26 protein-coding genes are annotated in these 24,888 nt (G+C 26.5%); 1 reads left to right on the top strand and 25 read right to left on the bottom strand.

What is annotated here, in order from left to right:
* Positions 1-113: 113 nt before the first annotated feature.
* The 17 genes from ACLGL0_RS00725 to ACLGL0_RS00645 form a co-directional block, all read right to left on the bottom strand.
* Positions 114-791 (bottom strand): ABC transporter ATP-binding protein, encoded by a 678-nt coding sequence (locus ACLGL0_RS00725; RefSeq protein ID WP_411013258.1) that lies wholly within the window; start codon positions 789-791, stop codon positions 114-116.
* A gap of 1 nt (position 792) precedes the next feature.
* Positions 793-2,001: an ABC transporter permease gene (locus ACLGL0_RS00720; protein ID WP_313962089.1), complete on the bottom strand. Its 1,209-nt coding sequence runs from the start codon at positions 1,999-2,001 to the stop codon at positions 793-795.
* 22 nt (positions 2,002-2,023) lie between these two features.
* Complete coding sequence (locus tag ACLGL0_RS00715; RefSeq protein WP_233055494.1) at positions 2,024-2,482, bottom strand: DUF4418 family protein; 459 nt, start codon at positions 2,480-2,482, stop codon at positions 2,024-2,026.
* Positions 2,483-2,502: 20 nt separating this feature from the next.
* Positions 2,503-2,904: an FMN-binding protein gene (locus ACLGL0_RS00710; protein WP_411013257.1), complete on the bottom strand. Its 402-nt coding sequence runs from the start codon at positions 2,902-2,904 to the stop codon at positions 2,503-2,505.
* Positions 2,905-2,937: 33 nt separating this feature from the next.
* Positions 2,938-3,612 carry an ABC transporter ATP-binding protein gene (locus ACLGL0_RS00705; RefSeq protein ID WP_233055492.1) on the bottom strand — a complete coding sequence of 225 codons (675 nt, stop codon included), beginning with the start codon at positions 3,610-3,612 and terminating at the stop codon, positions 2,938-2,940.
* Between the two features lie 3 nt (positions 3,613-3,615).
* A complete protein-coding gene (locus ACLGL0_RS00700; protein WP_411013256.1) occupies positions 3,616-4,815 on the bottom strand; it encodes an ABC transporter permease in 1,200 nt (399 codons plus the stop codon).
* A 7-nt stretch (positions 4,816-4,822) separates the two neighbouring features.
* Positions 4,823-6,103 carry an ABC transporter permease gene (locus ACLGL0_RS00695; protein WP_411013255.1) on the bottom strand — a complete coding sequence of 427 codons (1,281 nt, stop codon included), beginning with the start codon at positions 6,101-6,103 and terminating at the stop codon, positions 4,823-4,825.
* Position 6,104: 1 nt separating this feature from the next.
* Positions 6,105-7,433, bottom strand: a complete 1,329-nt coding sequence (locus ACLGL0_RS00690) for a Fe-S-containing protein (RefSeq protein ID WP_411013254.1) — start codon at positions 7,431-7,433, stop codon at positions 6,105-6,107.
* A gap of 92 nt (positions 7,434-7,525) precedes the next feature.
* Positions 7,526-8,248 carry an iron transporter gene (locus tag ACLGL0_RS00685; protein ID WP_411013253.1) on the bottom strand — a complete coding sequence of 241 codons (723 nt, stop codon included), beginning with the start codon at positions 8,246-8,248 and terminating at the stop codon, positions 7,526-7,528.
* Between the two features lie 35 nt (positions 8,249-8,283).
* The gene (locus tag ACLGL0_RS00680; RefSeq protein WP_411013252.1) at positions 8,284-9,450 is read right to left on the bottom strand and encodes an FTR1 family iron permease; all 1,167 of its coding nucleotides are present in this window, start codon (positions 9,448-9,450) and stop codon (positions 8,284-8,286) included.
* Between the two features lie 441 nt (positions 9,451-9,891).
* Complete coding sequence (locus ACLGL0_RS00675) at positions 9,892-10,320, bottom strand: SoxR reducing system RseC family protein (RefSeq protein ID WP_314557508.1); 429 nt, start codon at positions 10,318-10,320, stop codon at positions 9,892-9,894.
* The gene (locus ACLGL0_RS00670) at positions 10,308-11,021 is read right to left on the bottom strand and encodes a tRNA threonylcarbamoyladenosine dehydratase (RefSeq protein WP_313962551.1); all 714 of its coding nucleotides are present in this window, start codon (positions 11,019-11,021) and stop codon (positions 10,308-10,310) included. Before ACLGL0_RS00670 ends, ACLGL0_RS00675 begins: the two co-directional genes overlap by 13 nt.
* Complete coding sequence (gene aspS / locus ACLGL0_RS00665) at positions 11,011-12,783, bottom strand: aspartate--tRNA ligase (protein WP_411013251.1); 1,773 nt, start codon at positions 12,781-12,783, stop codon at positions 11,011-11,013. The genes ACLGL0_RS00670 and aspS overlap by 11 nt, the downstream gene beginning before the upstream one ends.
* Positions 12,784-13,075: 292 nt before the next feature.
* A complete protein-coding gene (locus tag ACLGL0_RS00660; protein ID WP_411013250.1) occupies positions 13,076-13,564 on the bottom strand; it encodes a hypothetical protein in 489 nt (162 codons plus the stop codon).
* Between the two features lie 28 nt (positions 13,565-13,592).
* A complete protein-coding gene (murJ, locus tag ACLGL0_RS00655; RefSeq protein ID WP_314557504.1) occupies positions 13,593-15,098 on the bottom strand; it encodes a murein biosynthesis integral membrane protein MurJ in 1,506 nt (501 codons plus the stop codon).
* A gap of 46 nt (positions 15,099-15,144) precedes the next feature.
* The gene (locus tag ACLGL0_RS00650; protein WP_314557503.1) at positions 15,145-15,873 is read right to left on the bottom strand and encodes a hypothetical protein; all 729 of its coding nucleotides are present in this window, start codon (positions 15,871-15,873) and stop codon (positions 15,145-15,147) included.
* Positions 15,874-15,936: 63 nt separating this feature from the next.
* Entirely contained in the window at positions 15,937-16,368 is a 432-nt protein-coding gene (locus ACLGL0_RS00645; protein WP_314557502.1) for a hypothetical protein, read from the bottom strand.
* A gap of 204 nt (positions 16,369-16,572) precedes the next feature.
* Here ACLGL0_RS00645 and ACLGL0_RS00640 point away from each other — a divergent pair, with 204 nt between their 5' ends.
* Positions 16,573-17,784 carry a tRNA(Met) cytidine acetate ligase gene (locus ACLGL0_RS00640; protein WP_411013249.1) on the top strand — a complete coding sequence of 404 codons (1,212 nt, stop codon included), beginning with the start codon at positions 16,573-16,575 and terminating at the stop codon, positions 17,782-17,784.
* Positions 17,785-17,876: 92 nt separating this feature from the next.
* Here ACLGL0_RS00640 and ACLGL0_RS00635 read toward each other — a convergent pair whose 3' ends face one another.
* The 8 genes from ACLGL0_RS00635 to ACLGL0_RS00600 all read right to left on the bottom strand — a co-directional run bounded on the left by ACLGL0_RS00635 (position 17,877) and on the right by ACLGL0_RS00600 (position 24,775).
* Positions 17,877-18,134, bottom strand: coding sequence for a hypothetical protein (locus ACLGL0_RS00635; protein WP_314557500.1), 258 nt, complete (start codon positions 18,132-18,134; stop codon positions 17,877-17,879).
* Between the two features lie 41 nt (positions 18,135-18,175).
* On the bottom strand, positions 18,176-18,742 hold the full coding sequence (locus tag ACLGL0_RS00630; protein WP_411013248.1) for a hypothetical protein: 567 nt from the start codon (positions 18,740-18,742) through the stop codon (positions 18,176-18,178).
* Between the two features lie 33 nt (positions 18,743-18,775).
* On the bottom strand, positions 18,776-19,660 hold the full coding sequence (locus tag ACLGL0_RS00625; protein ID WP_411013247.1) for a DegV family protein: 885 nt from the start codon (positions 19,658-19,660) through the stop codon (positions 18,776-18,778).
* A 106-nt stretch (positions 19,661-19,766) separates the two neighbouring features.
* On the bottom strand, positions 19,767-20,309 hold the full coding sequence (locus ACLGL0_RS00620) for a 5-formyltetrahydrofolate cyclo-ligase (protein ID WP_233055472.1): 543 nt from the start codon (positions 20,307-20,309) through the stop codon (positions 19,767-19,769).
* The gene (locus ACLGL0_RS00615; protein ID WP_411013246.1) at positions 20,309-21,586 is read right to left on the bottom strand and encodes a bifunctional folylpolyglutamate synthase/dihydrofolate synthase; all 1,278 of its coding nucleotides are present in this window, start codon (positions 21,584-21,586) and stop codon (positions 20,309-20,311) included. Before ACLGL0_RS00615 ends, ACLGL0_RS00620 begins: the two co-directional genes overlap by 1 nt.
* A gap of 1 nt (position 21,587) precedes the next feature.
* Positions 21,588-22,439, bottom strand: a complete 852-nt coding sequence (locus ACLGL0_RS00610) for a bifunctional 5,10-methylenetetrahydrofolate dehydrogenase/5,10-methenyltetrahydrofolate cyclohydrolase (RefSeq protein ID WP_411013245.1) — start codon at positions 22,437-22,439, stop codon at positions 21,588-21,590.
* A gap of 10 nt (positions 22,440-22,449) precedes the next feature.
* Positions 22,450-23,088 carry a cyclodeaminase/cyclohydrolase family protein gene (locus ACLGL0_RS00605; RefSeq protein ID WP_233055469.1) on the bottom strand — a complete coding sequence of 213 codons (639 nt, stop codon included), beginning with the start codon at positions 23,086-23,088 and terminating at the stop codon, positions 22,450-22,452.
* Positions 23,089-23,104: 16 nt separating this feature from the next.
* Positions 23,105-24,775, bottom strand: coding sequence for a formate--tetrahydrofolate ligase (locus ACLGL0_RS00600; RefSeq protein ID WP_233055468.1), 1,671 nt, complete (start codon positions 24,773-24,775; stop codon positions 23,105-23,107).
* Between the last annotated feature and the right edge of the window lie 113 nt (positions 24,776-24,888).

Here is a 24,888-nt window from a genome sequence, read left to right as displayed (position 1 = left end):
AAAAAAGTCCATATATTTATATATTTTTTTATGTAGCATTCTTTTATAAATAATGTTTTCATAAAATTATTTTTATTCAAATTAAAAACTGATTAAAATTATTTAATCAGTTTCTATATCTGTATATTATTTCCTTCTGTAATTTTTCCAGAAACCATTGTATATATCTTATCTGCATACTCTAAACATGCAAGGTCATGAGTGACAAGTATAATAGAAGTTCCTAACTTTTTATTTATTTCTTTTAGAATTTCTAAAACTTCCTTTGTAGTACTTACATCTAAATCCGAAGTAGGTTCATCTGCTAAAATAATCTTTGGATAATTCATTAAAGCTCTGGCTATAGTAACTCTTCTTAACTCTCCTCCTGATAATTCTCTAGGATAAGAATTTTCTAAATGTTCAATTCCTAATTCTTTTAAAAGATATCTGCCTCTCCCGATTGAATCTCCTTCTCTTTTACTTAAAAAGAATGGCAAGCAAATATTATCTAATACATTTAAAGTAGATATAACAACAGTAGATTGAGGAATAAATCCTATTGAATCATTTCTTATGAAAGATTTATCATCATCCGATAAAGAACTAATTTCTTTATTATCTAAAATAACAGTCCCATTTGTAGGACTTAATACTCCAGATATTATATTTAAAAGTGTTGATTTTCCACTTCCAGATTTTCCAATTATAGCTACAAATTCACCTTTTTTTACAGTTAAATTTACATCATCAACTGCATTAAATTCATTTGCTCTTACATAAGTTTTTATTAAATTTTCTATTTTTAGCATATTAGTCATTCTCCCTCATCGTTAAATACGCATCTGCTTTGCTTATTTTTCTTGTTGCACTTAAAGAAGATAAACAACCAACTACAGTTCCCACAAACATACTAAAAATTGATATCATAAATATGTTTGTAAAAGAAGGAGTTAAAAATGGTAAATTTAAGTTTTTTTGAATTATTGGCATTATAGAAAAAATTGCTATAATACCAATGATTATTCCAAGTAATGACCCATATAATCCTATATATAAAGATTCATACATAATTATCTTGGATAATTTTTTCTTTGATGCGCCTAATATTCTTAAAATACTAAGTTCTTTCTTTCTTTCATTTAAAATTGTTGAAAATACAACTGCTAAAAGAATCGTTGACATAATCCAAATAACTAAAATGGAAATATAAATATAACTTGATATTACCTTTAAGTTAGAAGATACTTCATTTACAAATTTTTTACTATACATTGCAAATATTCCATCTTTTGCATAGGCCTTCATAATTTTATTAGAAACATCTGATGCACTGTAATTAGGCTTCAATTTCAAAAGAATTGTTGAAATTTTTTCTCCTTCTGATGCAGGATTTTTTTGTATTCTTTCACTAGCTTTTGCTAGTTTTTTTGCAGTTTTCATGTTAACAAATACTGTAGCGTCAAATCCCATTCCAGTTTGTTCTAGTTTTCCAACTATATTAAGTTCTTCGTCAAAAAATTTCACTTTTGAATTAGCTTCTCCAACAATATTACTTCCAACAATAACCTCATCATCTTTTAACTCTCTATTTAGAGTCTTTTGTAACCAAGGTTTTATTATAAAATCAGAACTGTACTCTATGCCAATAATTTGTACCGGATAAGAACAACAAGAAGCTGAAAGAGTTGCTACATAAAGTTGTGGAGTCGCTGACTCAATTCCTTCAATAGTTTTTATTTTTTCTAAAGAATTGTCTGGTAAGTAAAATTCACTAGGTTCACCTTTTAGAAGTACACTTTCAATATTAGCTTTGTACCCTTCCGGAACTACTATAATATCAGCACCAAGTCTATTTGATAAATTATTAACTCCCCCAGAAATACTAGTAGATAATATTGTTCCACAAAATAAAAATATTACAAAAATAGCAATTATACTGATTAAAGAAATACTTCTAAGTGGTTTTTTCCTAATATTTTCTTTAGCCAAAAACTTAATATCAATTTTTTTATTACTCATTTTATACTCTTTTCTTTATAACTTATTTGTCTTTTTTTATTAAAACATAAACAATATATATTGAAGAAACAATAGATATTGCTATTCCAAGTATAGAAACAATTGTAAATGTATTATGCTTTATACACTCCATACTATCTTTCATACAATATCCCATAAATCTTGGATTTCCATCTATACCCATTCCAATAGAAATTTTTATAATTCTATTAGGGATTAAATGCACACTTAATCCAGCAACTACATTAACAATATATAAAATAACATTAATTACTTTATTTTTAACAAAAATTGAAATTATTGATGTTATAATTATTCCAATTCCAGCACCTGTGGCTAACAATCCGCTATAGTAACAACTCATTCTCATCCCATTTGCCATAGGCGGACAAACAGGTGCAATAACAAATGGTGTTAAAGCTAAAACTAGACCTAAAAATAAAACTAAAATATTTACTGTTTTGCTCTTCAATATTTTCACGAAAAAATCCTCCTAAAAAATTATTTATTTAAAGCATCTTTTACAGCACTTTTAAATCTTTTATAAGAAACAGTAGCTCCACTTACAGAATCTACTTTGTCAATGTCTTGTACTTCAACAAGCTTTTTCGCATATCCTTCGCTATTTTTTACTGCTTTCTGTGCTTGTTTGTAATTAAAATCAGCATCATCTTTTCCGTAATTTTCATCTTTAATCTTATTATTTTTATTATCTCGTTCTTCTCTTACACAATCTACAATCTTTTTATCTTTTATAGTAATTACAACTTTAACAGTTGCAATTTCATCCTTATAATTTCCTTCATAAACTCCATCTTTTAACTCTTTTTTTGAACTACATCCTGTAACAAATATAAGAGATAAAATTAGAATAATAGAAATCTTATTTTTTATATTTTTCATATATATCACCAAACATATTATAACATCAACAATTTATATTGTCAATAATTTATCATCTACAATTTTTCCATAATCTAAAGTTATTTTTCTCATTGCTTCATCTCCAACTTCAGGATCGTGAGTAACAACAATTATAGTTGCACCTTCTTTGTGAAGTTGTTTAAAAATTTCAATAACCATAACCTCGTTTGCTTCATCTAAATTTCCTGTTGGCTCATCCGCTAAAATTATTTCAGGATTATTTATCAAGGCTCTTGCTATACAAACTCTTTGTTGCTCTCCACCAGATAGTTGACTTGGTAAATGTTTTGCTCTATCAGCAAGACCAACTTTTCTAAGTGCTTCTAAAGCTTCTTTTTCATCGATCATACTATGATAATACTGAGCAACCATAACATTTTCGAGAGCAGTTAGATAACTAATTAAATGGAATTGTTGAAAAATAAGTCCAATTTTTTCACGTCTTATATTAGTAAGATTCTTTTGATTCTCTTTTGAAATATCCACACCATTTATTAAAACCTGTCCGTTAGATGGTCTATCCATACATCCTATTATATTCATCATTGTAGTCTTTCCAGAACCCGATGAACCCATGATAGCAATCCAATCACCTTTTTTTACTTTTAAATTTATATTACTAAGAGCATTAACTGACTCATAAATTTTAGAAACATCTCTAAGTTCTAATATTACATCATTATCCATATCTTATTCTCCTTTTAATACCAATGCAGGATCTATTTCAACTGCCTTTTTTACAGGTAATATACAACCTGCTGTTGTTACAAATACAGAAATAATAACTATTACTGGAATTAATAAATATTGAAAAGTTATTGTTCTTCCAAAAACACTAAGACTTACTCTTTGAGCAAATACAAATCCAAAACCTACACCTATTAAACCACCTATTAATCCAAGTAACACGCTTTCTCCAATAAAATCCATAATAATTTCCTTATTATGAGCACCAATTGCCTTTTTAAGACCAATTTCTTTTCTTCTTTCTGCAATTATGGCCATCATAGTTGTTGAAACAGATATTGTTGTTAAAACTAAAATTACAATATTTACAAGTAATATAAGAGCTGTTAATTTATTTAATACTGTATCTTGTGATTGAGTTACTCTCTTCACAGCTGAACCTATAACATTTGGTAATTTACCACTCAATTCTTTAGCAAATTCATCTAATTCATTATGATTAGCTTCAATACTACACTCAATAGTATCAATCTTAGTTGAATCTTCAATAATATTATTAAGCGTTTCTAAATTTAAGAAAATAAAAGATTCCTCTTTTCCACCTGTAGTTATAATTCCTTTTACAGTTAAAGTAACATCATAATAATCATCACCAGTATCTTTATTCTTACTTTTTTCTGCAGAATCATTTACATCAGATGCAATAGCGCTCTTCCCATGTTTAACACCACTTACTTTAAATTTATCTCCAATAGATAAACCTAAAGTATTTGCTATTTCTTTACCAACCATTACTTCGTTTGTATCGCTATTAGTTGACCATTCTCCTTCAACATACCAAAATGGACTATTCTTTTTTGCTCCATCCATATCAGTACCAGCTAGAATATATGGTTTTTGATTAATTTTTGTTGTCTCATATCTATAAGGAGCAATTCCAACAATATTCTTAGTTTTTATTAATTCTTTAAATTTATTGTAATCGTCCTCACTTATTTTTCCCTCATTTGGTAAACAGATAAAGTTGGCTCCATAAGATCTAAATTCCTTTCCTAACTGTCTTGGAATATCAAAATATATAGTTATTAAGCCTGACATAATAGTAGATCCAATTATAACTGCTAATAAAGCTACAATCATTCTAGATTTTCTTCTAATGAAAGAGCTTAAAATCATTTTTAAATACATTTTTCTTTTAGTCATTTTAATCCTACCTTCCATGAAGAACTTCTGTCGGCTTTAATTTAAATAAATAATGAATAGCTGGAATACTTCCAATTAGTGAAACTCCTATTACCAAAGCAACATCTATAGGAATTACCATAATCGCAGGTTCAATATATGATCCAAATACTGTTATCCCAATTATTTGTGTAAATCCAAGCCCAATAAAATATCCAGCAATACCACCAATTATTCCTGTGATTATAATCTCTGTTAATATAAGAAGCATAATTCTTAAATTTGAGCCTCCAATAGCTTTAATAAGACCAATTTCTTGACTTTTTTCCATAACAGTAGCTGTAACTAGATTTGATATTCCTAGTGCTGAACCAATTGAACCTAAAGCAGTAATCAAAATCATTAGTAATTTTGTCTTATCTAAGATTTTTCCTTCAGACTCTGCAACTTGTCTAATTGGCTTAGCTACACTATCTTCAACAACCTCTTGAATTTGATAGCAAATTGAACTAACATAAGCAGTACAATACCAAGTTTCATATTCAGTAGGAGTTAAACTATTCGGATCTCTAGTAGCTTTTTTTGCCAATTCATTATCAGGTGTTGTCAATGCTGAAACTTCAATATTTGATATTTTTCCTTCTACTCCATATAAATCTTGAGCAGTTTTTAATGTTGAAAATATATTTAAATCTTCATTTCCTCCAGATTCAAAAATACCTTTAACTTTAAGTGTTTTAGATTTTAAACCTGAGTTAACTTCAATTGTGTCTCCGACTTTAATTTCATTTTTTCCAGCAAATAAACTTCCAACCATAACACTGTCATTATCATCTTCCGTCAACCATTCACCATTAATTTTCCACCAGTTTTTTAAATTTTTCATTCCAGTATCAATGTGTTCACCAGTTGATAAATCCATATGTTTTTCAAACCAAGTACCAATAAATTTTGTTTTTTGATTATTTACTTTTATAGTTTTTTCTAAGTATGGAGTAAAATCAACAATTGAAAATCCCCAAAATATTTGCTTTATTTTTGGTAAATCTTCTTCTTTTAAATATTTATCACTAGATATTGTTTCCGAATTTTCTAATTCATATAAATCAGAAATAAGAGATGCCTCTTTAGAAACTACATTTATATTAGCCCCATAAGTTTTAAGTTCTTTATTAACTTTATCTCCAACTCCAAGCATTACATTTAACATTCCAGTAGCTAATGAAACTCCTAGAGCTACTGTAAATGCAATCATAAACATTTTTTTTCGTTGTCTGACTAAAGTTCCAAATACCATTCTCAAAAACATACTATTCACCTATTGGAAATCTTTCTTTTTCTTTTTCTAAAACTTTTTTATCTATAATTATCTTTGAATTTTCTATTTTATATTCAAAAGGTATTGGATTACATCCGCCTTTAAATCCTATTGTAGCTTTATTCATAACTACGTCACATCTTTTACATACTATATCATTTTTTCTTTCATAATATCCCGCAATACCACATATTTGACAAGCATCAAGTCCAATTCCATAAGAAGTACTATTAGGCTTTTTAACAATAATAAATCTAATATCATGTCCATCCACTTTATATGAAAATCTGTGCAAATGTCCGTCATCTACTTCAGACAATGGAATTACTATATTATTTCCTTCTTCTTGGTATGGCTGTGCAGCAGTTAATTCTACAGGTTTTGTAATAAGATAATTTAAGTATGTTGCAGAAAAAATCATAATAAAAGATAAAAATATTGAAAAATATGCCCATCTCCTATTAACAATTAATCTCCACTTTTCTTTTCTTAAACTTGCACTATTTTCGAAATTTCCTTTTACCTTTAAGTTATTATAAGCAAAAAATATAGCTCCTATTAAAATAATTAAAAAAGCAATTCCAATAAAATACACTTCACTCTTATCCTCAAAAATCATTAAATCAAACACTTTAATTCCAAAAACTTTACTTTTTTCTGTTAGTATTGGTGACATATTAAAATCTTTTTTTAAATATTCTTTTAGTCTTACTGTTGCAGTAATCCCCTTCAATCCATACTCTAAAAAAGCATTTAAAAATATAGCACTAAACATTAGAGTATATTGTCTTTTACTACATCTAATTAAAAATTTATAAACAGCTAATATAAGTAATACTCCTGTTAATATACCTAAAATATAACCACTTACTCTAAATAAAGTCAATGTACTAACTGAATCTTCTCCAAAGGCAATAAATTCCATTGATAGAGTTAAAAGTCTTGGTATTATTAAATACAACATGCATGCAATCTCTACAAACATTAAAGTTAATACAATTGAACTAACTATTTTTTTTACTCTTGTACCAGTTTTCAAAGTTATACTTACTAATAATGATATGGTTATTAGAATAAGAATAAATAAACATAATGCTAAAACATATCTATTAAGTTTTGTAACTATATGTATCATTTCTTTTTTATTCTTAATTCTAAGGAAATGTATATAAAAGCCTAAAAAAATCCCAATGATTAAAATAGATAAAGAAATAATTTTATTAACTATTGAAATATTTTTCTTTAAATAAGACAAAGCCAATGCAAAGAAAAAAGAAAAAGTACATATAGTAAAAATTACATCAACATAAAATTTTCCCAAAATAAAACCTCACTCCTAAAATATGGCAAAACCTCTCTTAATTTCATAAGAGAGGGTTGCCTATTTTTAAAATATAAAATAATAATTGTTTACTATTTATTTTGTAATTGTTGACCAGTATAATCCCAATCAAATTCTACTGTTTGTTTTTCATAATATTTTGATGCTGCATCTTTTCCACCATCTTTTACTGCTGGTACACCAGTTTCTTCATCAGTGTGTAATAAATAGTCAGCAGATGGTTGAATTTCTATAACTAATTTATATTTACCAACCTTTAAAACATTCTTTTTAATATTTGTTCCATAATGAGCACCATCATCAGCATTCATTGGCATCATTGAACCAGAAGTTACTTCTTTTCCATCAGTTGATAACACTTTATAATTTACAGTTAAATATGCAGGCCAAATATCTTTTCCATTACCAAACCCAAATTTTTTACCTGCTTCTTTAGTTAAATGGATGTCTGCTTCTAAATGCATATCTGATTCTGCTGCACTTGGTTGTCTTCCTTCTGGAACCATATCAACACCTTGGAAATAAACTGCAGCAACTTGGAAAGGTCCTACAATTTTTTCTTCTCCTATATTGATTTCTTCAAATCCAGATTCACCTGGTTTTTCAGCTTCTTCAGCTTTTTCATCAGAAACTCCAGCAGATTTTAGCTTTTCAGTTAATTCTGAAATTTGTTTATCTTTTTCTTCAATTGTTTTTTGTAATTCATTTAATTTAGCAGTGTCATTTTTTTGACATCCAACTAAACCCACTGATGTTAATAATGCTAATGTTACCACCATTTTTGACTTTTTCATAATATTAATCCTCCTAAGTTAAAACTAATAAAAATTTAGTTTTCTTTTTTTAATTTTTTTAATTTAAAATAGTGACCTACCAATATCCAAATAGTTATTATAACCAACATAATTTGTGGAATTAACGTTTCAGCCCTATCATAAATATTCAAAATTGGAATACTCCAACCTTGCATTGCAGGTATAATTGTTGATCCGGAAATCACCCCTGCTTCTGTTAACTCTATAACACCTTTTCCCATAAATGAAATACACATTAAATACAATAGTATACTTGTACATAAGAAAAATGGTTTAAGAGGTAACTTAACTGATGTAAATCTAAATAGAAGAAAAATTACAACTAATATTACTGAAGCTGCAACAAGTCCTCCAATTGGATATATTACACTCCTTCCTCCTGAAAACGAAGCTTTATAAAATAATATAAGTTCAGCTCCTTCTCTTAAAACTGCTAAGAACGCTGCAAAAACTAATGTCCACTTACTCTTATTATCTATAGATTTTTGAACTTTAGTTTGTATATAATTTTCCCATGCCTCTTCTTCAGATTTAGATAAAATCCAGTTACTAACATAAAACAAAACTATAACTGCTAAAAACATAGTCCAGCCTTCAAGTAGCTCTTGTCCAACTCCACCTAATAAATAATTTATCATAATAGCTAAACCAAAACTACAGACAACAGCTGCACCCATACCTAAATAAACTGATTTACAAAGATGTTTATTCCCTGTCTTAACAAGATAAGCTATGATTGCAACACAGACTAAAATTGCTTCTAATCCTTCTCTAAGCATTAAACTGAATGATGTGAAAAAATCCTGAATATTTTTTGCTTTCTCATCACCTTGTTTAACCTCAACATTACCAAATACAACTTTTCCTTCAGAGTCTGGTGCGTTTTTTGAAATAACTTTATCTAAAACAAGTGCATCTCTATAAACTTTCATATCAAGCTCATCTATTGAAGACTTTAACTTTTCAACTGAATCACTTGTGTTTCCTAAAAAAGCATGCTTAATTTCTCTAAAAAGCGCTTCAATTTCATTTACTCTGCTATTTGAAATTGCTACCATTACGTTCTTTTCAAATCCCTGAACTTCATAATAATCAAAATAAGCAGAATCTATTGCTTTATAAGCACTTTGAAAATCTTTTTTATCCGCATACTCTTTTGCTTCTGTAAATTTTAAATGCATGTCTTTAGCAACCTCTTGCCAATTATTGTACTTTTTCTTTTCAACCTTAGCTTCGACATTTCCAATATTGCATACAAATAAAACACTACAAAGAATTAGAAAAAATGAAAATATTCTTTTTATAACTTTGCACCTCCCAAAAACAATTTATGATAAAGATAATACATATCAAAAAGATACGAAAAAGTTAAGCACTAATTATATTAACTAATGCTTTAATATCAATATTAATCTTATCAAATATATATTAACACAATTACATAAAATTTTCAATAAATTAATAAAAATTTTCAATAAATTAATAAAAATTTTCATTATTAAAAATTTAATTTTTATATACATATTTTTAGATAATTTTTTATTAAAATTTAAAATAAAATATAAAAAAAGACATATCTCCTATTAAAATTGAAGATATGTCAAAAATAAAATATTTATTTTTTATTCTTTTTTAAAAATTATTTCTTGCATGTACATTGCTCTTGTTGCTAAATACGCATATTTATTATCCACGTATTTAACTATTATAAATGATATAATCATTGTAATAAATCCTACTACAAATCCAATAGTATCAATTGCTTTTAATTTTGGAAAAAATAAATTAACTAAAAGTATTGATAATATAAACATTAGCACAGGAAATCCATATAAAAATATCGAATATTTTAATACAATATTACTATCAACACCAATTTTTACTTGATCTCCAACCGAAACATTTAAATTATTATTCATTATGATATGCATAGTCGGCGTAGGACATCCACTGCATGATTTACATGTACCTTTACAGCCACTAATTCTAGAAATTAAAACCTTACATTGATTTTCAGGTAAAATTTTTGTAATATATCCTATTTGTTCCATAATATCAAATCCTTTACAACTTCTGAAGAAATTATGAGTCCCATTGCTGAAGGAATAAAACTAATACTTGATGGAGATGATTTTCTTCTCTCTTCTGATTCTATTTTTTCTCCAACTGATATTTCATCAGAGTAGACACATTTTAATTTTTTTACTCCAATTTTCTTTAATTCTCTCCTTATAACTCTTGCAAGTGGACAAACTGAAGTTTTATTGATATCTGAAACTTTGAATCTAGTAGGATCCATTTTATTTCCTGCTCCCATTGCACTAATTATTTTTATATTATTTTCATAACAATATTTTATTAGATATATTTTAGAAGTAATTGTATCTATTGCATCTACAACATAATCATAATATTTTAAATTAAAACTATCTATATTATCTTTTTCTAACTTTACTTTAAAAATATTTACTTTTATATCCGGATTTATTAGTTCTATCCTTTTTTTCATTTCATCTACTTTATATTTACCCACATTGCAAATAAATGCATGAATTTGTCTATTAATATTAGTAATATCAATTGTATCAAAGTCTACAAGTGAAATTTCACCTATTCCACATCTACAAAGGGATTCTACGGTAAAACTACCAACTCCACCAATTCCAAAAACAATAACCTTGGAATTTTTTAGTGTATTAAGCGAATCTTGTCCAATTAAAAGTTCTGTTCTTGTATAAATATTATTTTCCAATTTTTAAATTTAACTCCTCAAGTTGTGCTTCAGATACCATACTAGGTGCATCAGTTAATAAATCAGATGCGGATTGTGTCTTTGGAAAAGCAATTACATCTTTAATATTGTTTGTCCCAGCAAGCAACATAATTAGTCTATCTAAACCAAAGGCTAAACCTCCATGTGGTGGTGTTCCATATTTTAATGCTTCAAGTAAAAAACCAAACTTAACTTCTGTTTCTTCTTTTGTAAGACCTAAAGCTTTAAACATTTTATTTTGTAATTCAGAATTATTAATTCTAATTGAACCTCCACCAAGTTCATCACCATTTATAACAATATCATAAGCTTTTGCATATACTTTTTCAGGATTGCTTTCTAAATATTGTATATCTTCATCCTTAGGATGAGTAAATGGATGATGTTTTGAAACGAATCTTTTTTCATCATCATCATATTCAAAAAGAGGAAAATCTACAATCCAACAAAGATTGTATTCATTAGGATTTAATAAGTTCATTTCTTTAGCAATTACACATCTTAAAGCTCCTAAAGAATTTAAGACTATATCATTTTTATCAGCAAGTATTAGAATTAAATCATCATTTTTAGAATCCATTTTAGATTTTATTTCAGAAATTATTTCTTCATTTAAAAATTTAGAAATTGAAGATGTAATTTCTCCATTTGTGATTTTTATCCAAAAAAGATTCTTAGCTCCAAAATCTTTAATAGAATCAATTAATTTATCTATTTTCTTTCTAGTATATTCTTTTGAGTATTCACCTATTGAAATAGCTCTAACACTTCCACCTGATAAAATTGCGTTTTTAAATAAATCAAATTCTACATTTTTAACACAATCAGTAATATCTTTAATTTCAAAGCCAAAACGCAAATCTGGTTTATCACTACCATATTTCTCCATTGCATCATCATATTTCATTCTCTTAATTGGAAGCTCAATATCTATTCCTTTAATTTCTTTAAATAGTTTTTTTAGCATTCTTTCGTTAACATCTATAACATCTTCAACATCAACAAAACTCATTTCTAAATCAACTTGTGTAAATTCAGGTTGTCTATTTGCTCTTAAATCTTCATCTCTAAAACATTTAACGATTTGAAAATATCTATCCATTCCAGAAATCATTAAAAGTTGTTTCATAATTTGTGGTGACTGTGGAAGCGCATAAAAATTACCAGGATTTACTCTTGAAGGTACAAGATAATCTCTAGCCCCCTCTGGAGTAGGTTTATTAAGATATGGTGTTTCTATTTCTATAAAGTTATTTTCAGTGTAAAAATCTCTAATAACTTTACACACCTTTGCTCTTAATTTTAAATTATTTTGTAAACTCTCTTTTCTTAAATCTAAAAATCTATATTTTAACCTTAAACTTTCTGCTACATTATCATCATCTTTTACATATATTGGAGGAGTTTGAGCAGTGTCTAAAATAACAAGTTCATTTACTTCTATTTCAATATCTCCTGTTGCCATTCTTGGATTTTTACTCTCTCTTTCAGATACTATACCTTTAACTGCTAAAACATATTCAGATCTAATTTCTTTAGCATTATTAAAAATTTCTTCACCTAAAGTATCTCTTACAACTATCTGCGATATTCCAGTTGTATCTCTTAAATCCATAAATATTAATGAACCTAAATTACGTTCTTTTGCAACCCAACCCATTAAAGTTACTTCTTTACCAATATCTTCTTTTCTTAAGTTTCCACACATATGTGTTCTTCTTAAGTTTCCCATTTGTGCCATATTATCCTCCTTATAAAAAAAGTCCCTGCAAAATGCAGGGACGAAATTAATCCGCGGTACCACCCTAATTATAGGTATCTCTCTTTAAAATATTAGCTCCAGATTGTCCCATTTAATATCCATTAGTAAATCACACCAAACATTACTTCTCTTAAAATTTCAACCAAATTTCTTTCCTTCAAAGCATTTTATTCAATTATTGATTATTATAACAATAAATAGTAAAAAAGTCAACTAAGTATAAAAAAAAGAGCAATATATTGCTCTTTTATAATTTTATTAAAAGAAAATTTTATTCTTCATCTTCGTCATCTTCGTCGTCATCGTATTCTTCATCATCAATATAATCATCATCAAAGAATTCAACGTCATTTTTATTTTTATTAACTAAGTAACCATAACCTCCTATAATTACAAATACACAAGCTAATATTGGATATAGCCAAAATAAGCCCTTATTTGTTAATTTTGGATATACCTTTAAAAAGTTCTTAAATACTTCAAAAAATGGTATATGGTATCTATTAGCAATAAAAATACAAGTTGTTATTACTTCAGCTAAAAACATAGATGCACACGACACTATAATTGATATTACAACTCCAAGTTTTGATAATTTTCTTGAAAATAAAGTATACATAAAAATTGCACAATACAAAGAAATAGCCCCTGACCAAGAACTAAATACTTTTAATAAAGCAACACCTACATATAGGGCTACACCAGCAAAACTACCTATGATTGCACCTATAGTACCAAATAAAATATTTCCTTTTTTCATTTTTTCTCCTTTCTAATATTACATATAATTAAAATTTCTTTAAAATCACTTTTAAAATATCTATAGCTTGTCTTGTTCTAAGTAAAACAGAAACAACCGCATAAGTTATTCCAGCTAAAATGAGAGCTATTAAAAAACTTAAATTAGTAGATAATTTTAAATTTAATATTGTAAAACACAATTTTGAAACAAGTGCCATAGCAAAAGCTGATATAATTACTTTTTTACCATTATTAATAATACCTTTAGTTTTTATCTTACCAATTTGTTTTTCAAGTTTTATATATAAATTAATAGCACCAAAAATAGTTGCAATACTTGATCCCAATGCAAGTCCATTTAGTCCCATAAATCTAGATAGTATTATAGATGTAACTACATTTAAAATTACCATTTCAATAGAATTTATAAGAGGGATTCTTGTCATTTTAAGTGCATAAAATGAATTTGAAAGTACATCTCTTATTCCTAAACCTATAAGTCCTAAACCATAATAAAATAAAACGCCAGAAACTAAAATAACATCATTTTCATCAAACTTTCCTCTTTTAAATATTAACGTTACTATTTCTTTAGAAAAAATTAATATACCAACACACGCAGGTGTTACTAAGTATATAATTGTTGAAAGAGTTTTTGCAATCTGAACTTTAAACTTTTGTTTTGATTCTATAGCTAATTTGCTAAGAGTTGGAAAAATAGAAGTTACTATAGATACCACCAAAATTCCCCAAACAAATTCATTTAGTTTAACTGAATATGATAAAACTGAAATTCCTCTAACAGAAATGAATGATGCTAAATTTTTATCTATTAGTTGATTAATTTGATTTACAGCAACTCCAAAAATTATAGGAAGTGCCAAAATCAAAAGTTTCTTTATATTTTCATCTTTGTAATCAACAAAAAATTTATGTTTATAACCAGTATCTTTAATTGCCCATATATATGGAATATACTGAAAAATTGTTGCAACAGTAACTCCAATTGGAGCTAAAATAGGATTAATTTTATAACTAATTATTAAAAATATAATAATTATTATATTATATAAAAATCCTGTAGACCCTGGAATAATAAAATTTCCTTTTATATTCAAGTAACCCTTAAAAATTGAATTTAAAAGTTGAGCAAACATTCCAAGAATCGTAATTCTTGTAAATTGTACAGATAATTCAAAAATTTCACCTGAATAACCCATTGCAAAAATAAATACTATTTGTCTAGCAAAAATATATGCTAAAATAGTTGCAAAAATTGATATTAAAAAAATTATATTAATAATATTACTTGTAAATTTTTCAGATTCTGTTCTACCTTTATTTCTTTCTATAGTTGTGTATGTAGGTATAAAATTAATTGAAATACCTGACATTACAAAACCTAAAATTGTATACGGAACTAAAAGTGAAATTTGAAACGCTGTTGCAATCTCACCTGTTCCATAAAAATATGATAGTAATATTTCTCTAAAAAAGCCAAATATTTTAGATAAAATATTAATAATCATAAGTAAAAAAGCTGTATAACCCATAAACATCTCCTATCATAAAAAACGTCAAAAACATAAGTTTTTGACTTTAGTTTTTATATCTACTTGTTACTTTATCATTAAGTCCATACCATATAAATATTCTTGAAGTTTTATGTAAATGTTCCATAAAAACTTTATATATATGATTATAAAGATTCTCTAAATCATTCTTTGTCAAAAATTTTTCCTTTTGTAAAACATAATAATTATTACCTTTAAACTCTAATTTCAATTGTTTTACAATATAATTATTAAGATTAAAAATATATTCTTTTATTACATTTTCAAAAAATTCATTAGCTTTTTCTTCAAACTTTTTGTTAAGATTATAGTAGTCTATAACATTATTTATAACTCTATTTCTAAATCTATAGTCTTTTGAAGATAATTTTCTAACAATTAATTTTTGCTTTTTGCTAATCTTTAAATTTGGATAATTAAGTAGAAAATAGTTTTCAACTTCATTAGCAAAAACATTTGATTTTTTACCATAGATATAAGAATCAACTGCTAAAACTATTTCTAATCTATTAATATCATCATAAACTAGTTTTTGAACAGCGCTTTTTATATATTCCTTATCAGATCTATTTTTGTAGAATACATCTATACTTTTTGAAATTTTATTAAAAATTGCTTGTCTAAACCTAACATTAAAGCCACGTTGTTCAATTGAAAGTGAGGAAATAAAAATATCAAATGCTACGGAATCTTTTAAATATAAAAAATTGTATTCCAAAGCTATTCTTGTGTCTTTATCTAATAAAGCATTCATAATTTTCTCCCCCCCTTTTTCTAATCTATTTTTAAATTAAAACATAAAAATATAGTTTTTAATCTATTTGCACATAAAAACTACAATATCATCATCAATATTTCTTAAAAATTTTTTGAAAATTTCACTATGTTTAAAACTATAACTATTTGAAAGTCGTGTTATATCAACAGCAACTGTATTAAACTCACGTTTTTTTATTCCAGAAAAAATATCTTCAAAAATTTCTTCTAAAAATTTTTCATCTTCTGAAGTTTCTATTTTTTGAGGAATCGAGCTTATAATAGTATAAATTGTTTTTAGATTAAATGCAGGAATAATCTTATATTCCCCTGTCGCTAAAGAACTTAATTTACTAAAAACATCAAGTAGTCTATTACCAGCTTTAGAAATAATCTCCATTGTATCATCGTTTGAAAAAGCATTATCAACAAAATATACAATACAATCAGATTCAATATCGAATATGCTTTCACTAACTACTCTAATATCCATAATAAACCTCCAAAAGTATATATTAAAATAGTATAACTATTATATATTTTTTTTAATATTTAGTCAATAATTACCAGTATATAAAATTGATAAATTTCTGATAATTTAGTTAAATTAGTTTTATATTTAATTTTATTATATGGTATAATTAATATAAAGAGATTATTTAAAATAATACTGATTTTATAAACAAAAGGAGATAGTATGAAAGTTTCTGGAATAATATCAGAATATAATCCATTCCATTTAGGACATAAGTATCAAATAGATACCCTAAAAAATGAGATAGATACCTCTGTAATAGCAATAATGAGTGGCGATTTTGTTCAACGTGGAGAATGTGCTATATTAGATAAATATACAAGAGCTAAAATTGCAATAAATAATGGAATTGACCTTGTAATAGAACTTCCATTTTTTTACAGTTTACAAAGTGCAGAAAATTTTGCAAAAGGTGGAATTTCAATCTTAAACAAATTAAATATAGTTGACTATCTTTGTTTTGGTTTCGAATGTGATAAAAAAGAAGATATCATCAAGATTGCAAACTTTCAACTTCAATACAGAGATAAAATTGAAGAAATTTTAAATTATGAAATGAAATTAGGAAATAGCTATGCTGTTGCATATAAAAATGCTTGTTTAGAAATCAATAGTAAATATAAAATTTTAGAACTACAAGACGACTTTTTTATTTCAAATAATATTCTTTCAATAGAATATATTAAAAACTTAATATTATCAAACTCTCTAATCACACCTTTTCCAATAAAAAGAAAAGGAAAAAATTATAATGATGATAACTATAGTTCAAATGAGCAACTAAGCGCTTCTGCAATAAGAAAAGCAATTTATGAAAATAATATAGAAAAAACCGAAAAATTTATAGATAAAAATACTTTTATTGAGTTAAATAATTCTCTAAAGAATAAGATCTTACCAAACGAAAAGATGGTTTTAGAAATATTAAAATACAATATTATATTAAATCAAATAAAGCCTGAAAATATTGTAAATTATGAAAATGGAATTTTAAATTTAATTAAGAAAAATATATATTCAGTAAACTCTATAGAAGAATTAGCAGAAAAAATCCAGAGTAAAAGATATAAAAAAGTTAGAATAAAAAGATTTATTTATAATTATCTATTAAATATTAATAAAGAAATAAAAGAAATTTATTCAAAAGATATTGAATATATAACAGTTCTAGGCTTTAATAAAAAAGGACAAGAACTGCTAAAAGAAATAAAAAATAAAACCAATCTAGAAATTATAACAACAAATAAAAGCACACAAAATCTATCGGATTTTCAAAAAAACAAATTTGAAATTGAACAAAAATCTAGAAAATTTTATAAGCTTTTCACTAATGACAAAAATAAAACTGAGTTTATATCTTTTTTACAAAAATAACTACCGTATTTTCGGTAGTTATTTTAAATTTACATAATATTAAATTTTCTAACTATCAACACAAAATTATCTTTTTACTATACTACTGTTAATTAAAACTTATTTAGAAACTCTAATTTCACAATATAATCAAGAAAGCTTATTAGAAAAAAGTCAATAAACAATATGTTTAAAATTACTAGTATATTTTTCACTAGTAATCTTTTTAAATATTTATTTTCTTCTTTTGAAATTGTATCATCTTTTTTTAATCTTTTTAAAATAATACAATCATCTAATAAACTAAATAAAGAAAATACACTACCTAATAATATAATACTAGTAAAAGTAAAACAAACATTACTCGACATACAAACATCCCCTATTCTTACAGTAATTTAATAAATTCTAATTATCGTAAAATAATTCCTCCTGTAATCACACTAAATCCAGTTGTTTTCCAAGTCAGTCTCATAAATTTCATAGTAACTCTTGAACGTCTAGTATCTAAAGCTTTATCTATTAAATCAATACCATCAGAAATCCACCTTAACATAACTCCTGTATTTTGTCTATCAATTATATCAAGTCTTCCTAGTAGAAATAAAACTATATATCTTGCAAATGATGATAGATAATCCTTTAAAGTTTCTTTTCCAATTTTCCCAATATAATAATCTCTTATATATTTTAGCACTTTTTTTATTTCTTTAAGTTCATATCTTGTAAATGTTCTAGTTTCTATGGATTCTGTTGAAATTCCTATCATTGGTCCATATCCAAGCAACTTAACATCTTGACTCAAATAGCTCTTTAATGCAATTAAATCAATTATTTTAAAATATAATAATGCAACTAGAAATAACATTGATAAAATTGTAGCTGGAATTGGAGACTTTAAAAATATTTCCAAAACAGTTCCAATAAACAAAAAAATTAAAATAATTAAAAATTCATAAATATGTTTAATTATAATCATCTCCGAAAATAATTAAAGGGTTATTACTAACCCTTAAATTTCAAATATATCATATTTACCGTACAACTCATCCAAATATACTATTGCTAGAACAGTTGGACCAGTATGACAACCTATAACAGCATCTACTCCACTAATTATTATATTGTCATTATTAAATTCAGTTTTCAATAATTCTTTTATTTCATTAGCTTTTTCTTCGCAATCTCCATGAAGAATTAGTATAGTTTGTTTATCCAATACACTTGATCTACTTTTTATAATATCTAAAAATTTCTTTTTAAAAGCTTTATTTCCTCTAACTTTATCGAAAAAGTTAAGTTTTCCTTCATCTTTAGAAATATCTAATATTGGACAAATGTTTAATAAATTACCTAAAATAAATTTAGCTTTATTTAATCTTCCTCCTCTATATAAATAAGTTAAATCATCTAAAGTAAATATATAATTTATATGTTTTTTAAAAAATTCTGTATATTTTAAAATATCTTCTACCGATTCATTATTATCTATCATTTGTGCAACTTTTACAGCCAAAATACCATATCCAAAACTTGCACCTAAACTATCTACTATATGGATTTTTGAATCAGGAAATTCTTCAAGTAAATCATTTTTTACCATATTTGCAGTATTATAAGTTCCAGAAAGTCCAGAAGATAGTGAAATATAAATAATTTCATTATTAGCTAAAAGTTCTTCTTTAAAAGCATCATAAAAATCTTTATAAGAAACCTGAGAAGTTTTGTAGTTAACCCCTTTGGCCATATTATCAAATAATTTATACTTATCTATGTCTTTATTTAAAATATATTCATTTTCTCCATCTGTAACACTCATATTAAATATATGAATTTTATATTTTTTGGCAATTTCTACTGGGATATCTGCTCCCATATCTGAAAATAATTTTATCATTTCTACCTCCATTTTAAAATATACCTAGTCTATATAATATACTATTTTTGAGATTTTTGCAAGAAAAAAATAGTTTTTTGATAAAACTATTTTTAAAATAAATATATTAATTTGTAATTACTAAATTAACAGGTAAATCAAATTCATTTATAGGAACTTTATCAATAATTTGATCTTTAAATGCAAGGGATATTGTATAACCTTTATAGTCTTTTAAATACCTATCATAATATCCTCCACCAAAACCAATCCTATAATTATCTTTGTCAAATCCAACACCTGGAACTAATATTAAATCAATCATATCTTTTTCAACGATATTTTCTTTTTTTTCTGGAGGTGTTTTTATTCCATAATAACCTTCAACTAGTTCATCTAAAGAATTGATTTTATAAAAAATCATATTCCTACTTTCTTTTTCGCATATTGGAGAACAAACAGTCTTACCTTCATTCAATAATTTTTCAATTATTGGATAAGTATTTATTTCTGTACCAAAAGGAATAGTAAGAGCTATACATTTTGCTTTTTTAAAATTTTCATTTTCAAATAGTTTATTATATATAGCTTTTTCAAATGATAATCGTTCTTTACTATTAATTGTTTTTAATTTTTCTAATATATCTTTTCTTAAAATCTTTTTGTCCATTAATAATCACTAACTCCTAGTAGTTTACGAACTTCTCCTACAAAATATAATGAGCCAAATGCAGAGATAACATCATCTTTGTTAGAAATACTAAAAGATTTATCTATAGCTTCTTGATAATCTTCAAAGCTATATACTTCTTTATCAGTTAAGCATCTTATTTTTTCTCTTAGATCAGAAGCATTCATGGCTCTATCCGAATCTGGTCTAACAGTTAAAAACACATCAAAACAAGGAATTATTTTTTCAAGCATCTCATTGTAATCTTTATCTTCTAAAACACCAAAAATTGCTATTTTTTTTGTGTTTTTATAATAAAAATTCATATTAGATATAAACTTTTCAACTCCATCAATATTGTGCGCTCCATCTAATATAAAATCAGGTTTTTTTGAAACTAATTCAAATCTACATGGCCAACTAACTGTAGAAAATCCTTTATATATACTTTCATCAGATATATCAAATCCCATGTTTCTAAGTTCAATAAGTAATTCTAAAGAAATAGTTGCATTATTAACCTGATGAGAACCTAATAAATTAATTTTTAAATTTTTAAAATTCTTATAGTTAATAACTTGTCCAGATTTTTTATTTTCTAAAATATCTATTTTTGATAAATCATTCACTATCACTTTTGAATTTTTTTCTTTTGCAACTTTAATAATTGTTTCCATAATTTCATTACTTTGAGCATATAATATTAGTGGAATTCCTTTTTTAATTATACCAGCTTTTTCAAGCGCAATTTCAGAAATTGTATTTCCTAAAAATTGTTGATGATCAAAGCTTATTGAAGTAATCATAGTTATTAGAGGTCTCTCTATTACATTTGTAGCATCAAGTCTTCCACCAAGACCTACTTCCATAATTGCAAAATCACACTTTTCACGGTAAAAGTACAATAGAGATACTGCCGTTATAAGTTCGAAATCAGCTGGAAATACTTCAAGTGTATTTGCAACATTTCTTACTTCATTCATTAATTCTATTAATTTATCTTCTGGTATATTCTTATTATTAATTCTAATTCTTTCTTCAAAGTTATATATAGATGGAGAAGTAAACATACCAACTTTATATCCTTGTGAAACTAAAACAGAGTTTACAAAAGAAGTGCAGGAACCCTTTCCATTGGTTCCTGCAATATGAATAACTTTTAATTTATCTTGTGGATTTCCTAATTTTTCCATAAGAATTTTTATATTTTGTAAACCTAATTTAACTCCACTGCAAACTTCTCCTCTAAGTTTTATCATTGCAGTTTCATAGTCCATATTATTTTACCTTTTTTCTAGCAGCGATTAAACATTTTTCAGCTAAAACTGATGTTGTAATTGATCCAATACCACCTGGTACAGGATTTATATAACTAGCAATTTCAGAAACTTCATCAAAATGAACGTCTCCTGTTACCTTTCCGTTTTCGTCATAATTTGTTCCAACATCAACTACAATTGCACCTTCTTTAACATAGTCTTTTGTAACAAAATGAGCTTTACCAATAGCTGAAACTAGAACATCTGCATTTTTACATACTTCTTTTAAATTTTGAGTTCTACTATGACATACAGTAACTGTAGCATTTTTTGCTAATAACAACATTGCAACTGGCTTTCCAATAACATTACTACGTCCAAGAACTACCGCATTTTTTCCGGATAAATCTAAATCATAAAATTCTAACATTTTAATTACTGCAGCAGCTGTACATGGAATAAAGCTATCTTCTTTTGGATAAAAAACCTCCCCAATATTGTATGGACTAACTCCATCAATATCCTTTTTAGGATTAATTTTCATACCAACTAAATCATCATCAATATGTGATGGTAATGGTCTTAATAGTAAGAAACCATCAACATTATCATCGTTACCAATTTTTTCAAGTTCAGTAATAAAATCAGCTTCAGAAATATCTTCTGGAAAATGAAATTGCACACATTCAATTCCTAAAGATGATAATACTTTAATTGCTGCATTTTCATATCCAATTGAGTCGCTTCTATCTCCAACTCTAATAAAACCACAAGTTGTAATTTTTCCTTTTTCTTTTAATTCAGCAACTCCAGCTTTAATTTTTTCTTTTAAAGCTATAGCTACATCCTTACCTTTCATTATTGTTGTCATAACAATCTCCTTATTTTAAAAATCCATTAAAAATTTCTTCAAAAGCTTTATTAGCAAGTTCAGTTCCATCTTTTAATAGTTTCATGGATTTTTCATTTATAGTTTTAATATTTTCTTCATTTTTCATTGAAGAAGTATTTGCGAATACACTTAAACTTGCACCTTTAAGCGCAGATTCTAAGAATACAGCTCCAGTTGCAACATCTCCAATAAGATTTTGATTTCCAATTCTTATTAGTCTATCAACTAAACAAAGTGCCTCATAAGATTTTTCCATAATTTGTAATGGAATCATAGCAGCATTATAAAGATTAACCTCTAAAGCTTCTCTTTTTAATCTTTTTTCTTCATCAGTTGTTCTTGGCATCTTGTAACATTGAGATAGTGGATAAAATGCATCTGCATCTCCTTGAACAAGTTCTTTTAATGAAACAATTAATTCATTGTATTTCTTAATTTGTTCCAAAATTTCTTCTTCAACATCTTTAAATTTTTCATTACCAGTTGTATAAATTGCATCCATATTTAGAAGTGCTACTCCTAAAGCGCCAACAAGGGCAGAAGCTCCTCCGCCCCCTGGTACAGGTTGTTTATCTGATAATTCTTGTATAAATAAATTTATGGTTTTATCACACATTTTTTGTTCCATAAATTCCTCCTATTAACTAGAATAATCCAACTATTTTTCCATCATCTGTAATATCAATATTATTAGCAGCTGGTACTTTTGGTAATCCAGGCATTGTCATAATATCTCCACTGTAAGCAACAGCAAAACCTGCTCCTGCAGCAATCTTAATATCTTTAATATTTACTTTAAATCCTTCTGGTCTACCTACCTTATTCTTATCATCTGAGAAAGAATATTGAGTTTTAGCCATACAGATTGGAACATTTTTATATCCTAATTCTTCAATAGTTTTAATTTTCTTTTTAACTCCTGGAGAGAATGTTACTCCTAAACCGCCATAAACTTTTTGAACAATTTTATTTAATTTTTCTTCTAGTGAATCTTCTATATCATAAATTTGGTTAATAGGTTTACTATTTTCAGCAAGTCTTACAACTTCATTTGCTAAATCAACAGCACCTTCTCCACCTTTTGCCCAAACATCTGAAAGTACAACATTAACACCTAATTCTTTACATTTATCTTCTATTAATTTTAATTCTGCTTCAGTATCTAATGGGAATTTGTTAATAGCAACAACGCAAGGAATACCAAATAGATTTTGCATATTTTCAACATGTTTTAATAAGTTTGGAAGACCTTTTTCTAATGCTACTAAATCTTCATTACCAAGTTCAGTCTTAGCAAGTCCACCATGCATTTTTAATGCTCTTACAGTAGCAACTACTACAACTGCATTTGGGTTTAAACCAGCAAATCTACATTTAATATCAAGGAATTTTTCTGCTCCTAAGTCAGCTCCGAAACCAGCTTCTGTTACAACATAATCTGCATATTTTAAAGCTAATTTTGTAGCAATTATACTATTACATCCATGTGCAATATTTGCAAATGGTCCACCATGAATAAATGCTGGAGTATGTTCTAATGTTTGAACAAGATTTGGTTTAATAGCATCTTTTAGTAAAGCTGCCATTGCGCCTTGAGCATTTAAGTCTTTTGCAGTTACAGGTTCGCCTTTTCTATTATAAGCAACAATAATTTTTCCAAGTTTTTCTTTTAAATCTCTTAAATCATTTGATAGACATAAAATAGCCATTACTTCTGATGCAACTACGATTTCAAATCCATCTTCTCTAGGAACACCATTAGATTTTCCATTTAATCCATCAACTATGAAACGAAGTTGTCTGTCATTCATATCAACAACTCTTTTCAAAGTAATTGTTCTTGCATCAATATCTAACTCATTTCCATGATTAATATGATTATCTAACATTGCAGCTAATAAGTTGTTTGCAGCACCTATAGCGTTGAAATCTCCTGTGAAATGTAAGTTAATATCTTCCATTGGAACTACTTGAGCATATCCACCACCTGCAGCACCACCTTTAACACCAAAAACTGGTCCTAAAGAAGGTTCTCTAAGTGCAAGAGCTGTTCTTTTTCCAATTTTATTTAAACCATCACCAAGACCTACAACAGTTGTTGTCTTACCTTCTCCTGCAGGAGTTGGAGTAATAGCAGTAACTAAAATTAACTTTCCATTTGGTCTTTCGTTATAGTCTTTTAATTCATGTATATTTAACTTTGCTTTATAATTTCCATAAAGCTCTATAGCTTCTTCCGGAAATCCTAAGTAATCAGCTACTTCTCTGATAGGTTTCATTTTTGCTTCTTGAGCAATTTGCACATCTGTTTTCATAAAAATTCCTCCTTTTTATTAACAAAATAATATTTAGGGAATCGTTATTCCCTCTATTCAGTATACAATTTATTTACTAATATGTCAATATCTTTTAATATAAAAAGATTCTT

The organism is Parvimonas pharyngis (genome assembly GCF_046569675.1).
In the GTDB taxonomy this organism is placed as follows: domain Bacteria; phylum Bacillota; class Clostridia; order Tissierellales; family Peptoniphilaceae; genus Parvimonas.
This window is presented reverse-complemented; position numbering and strand designations above follow the sequence as displayed.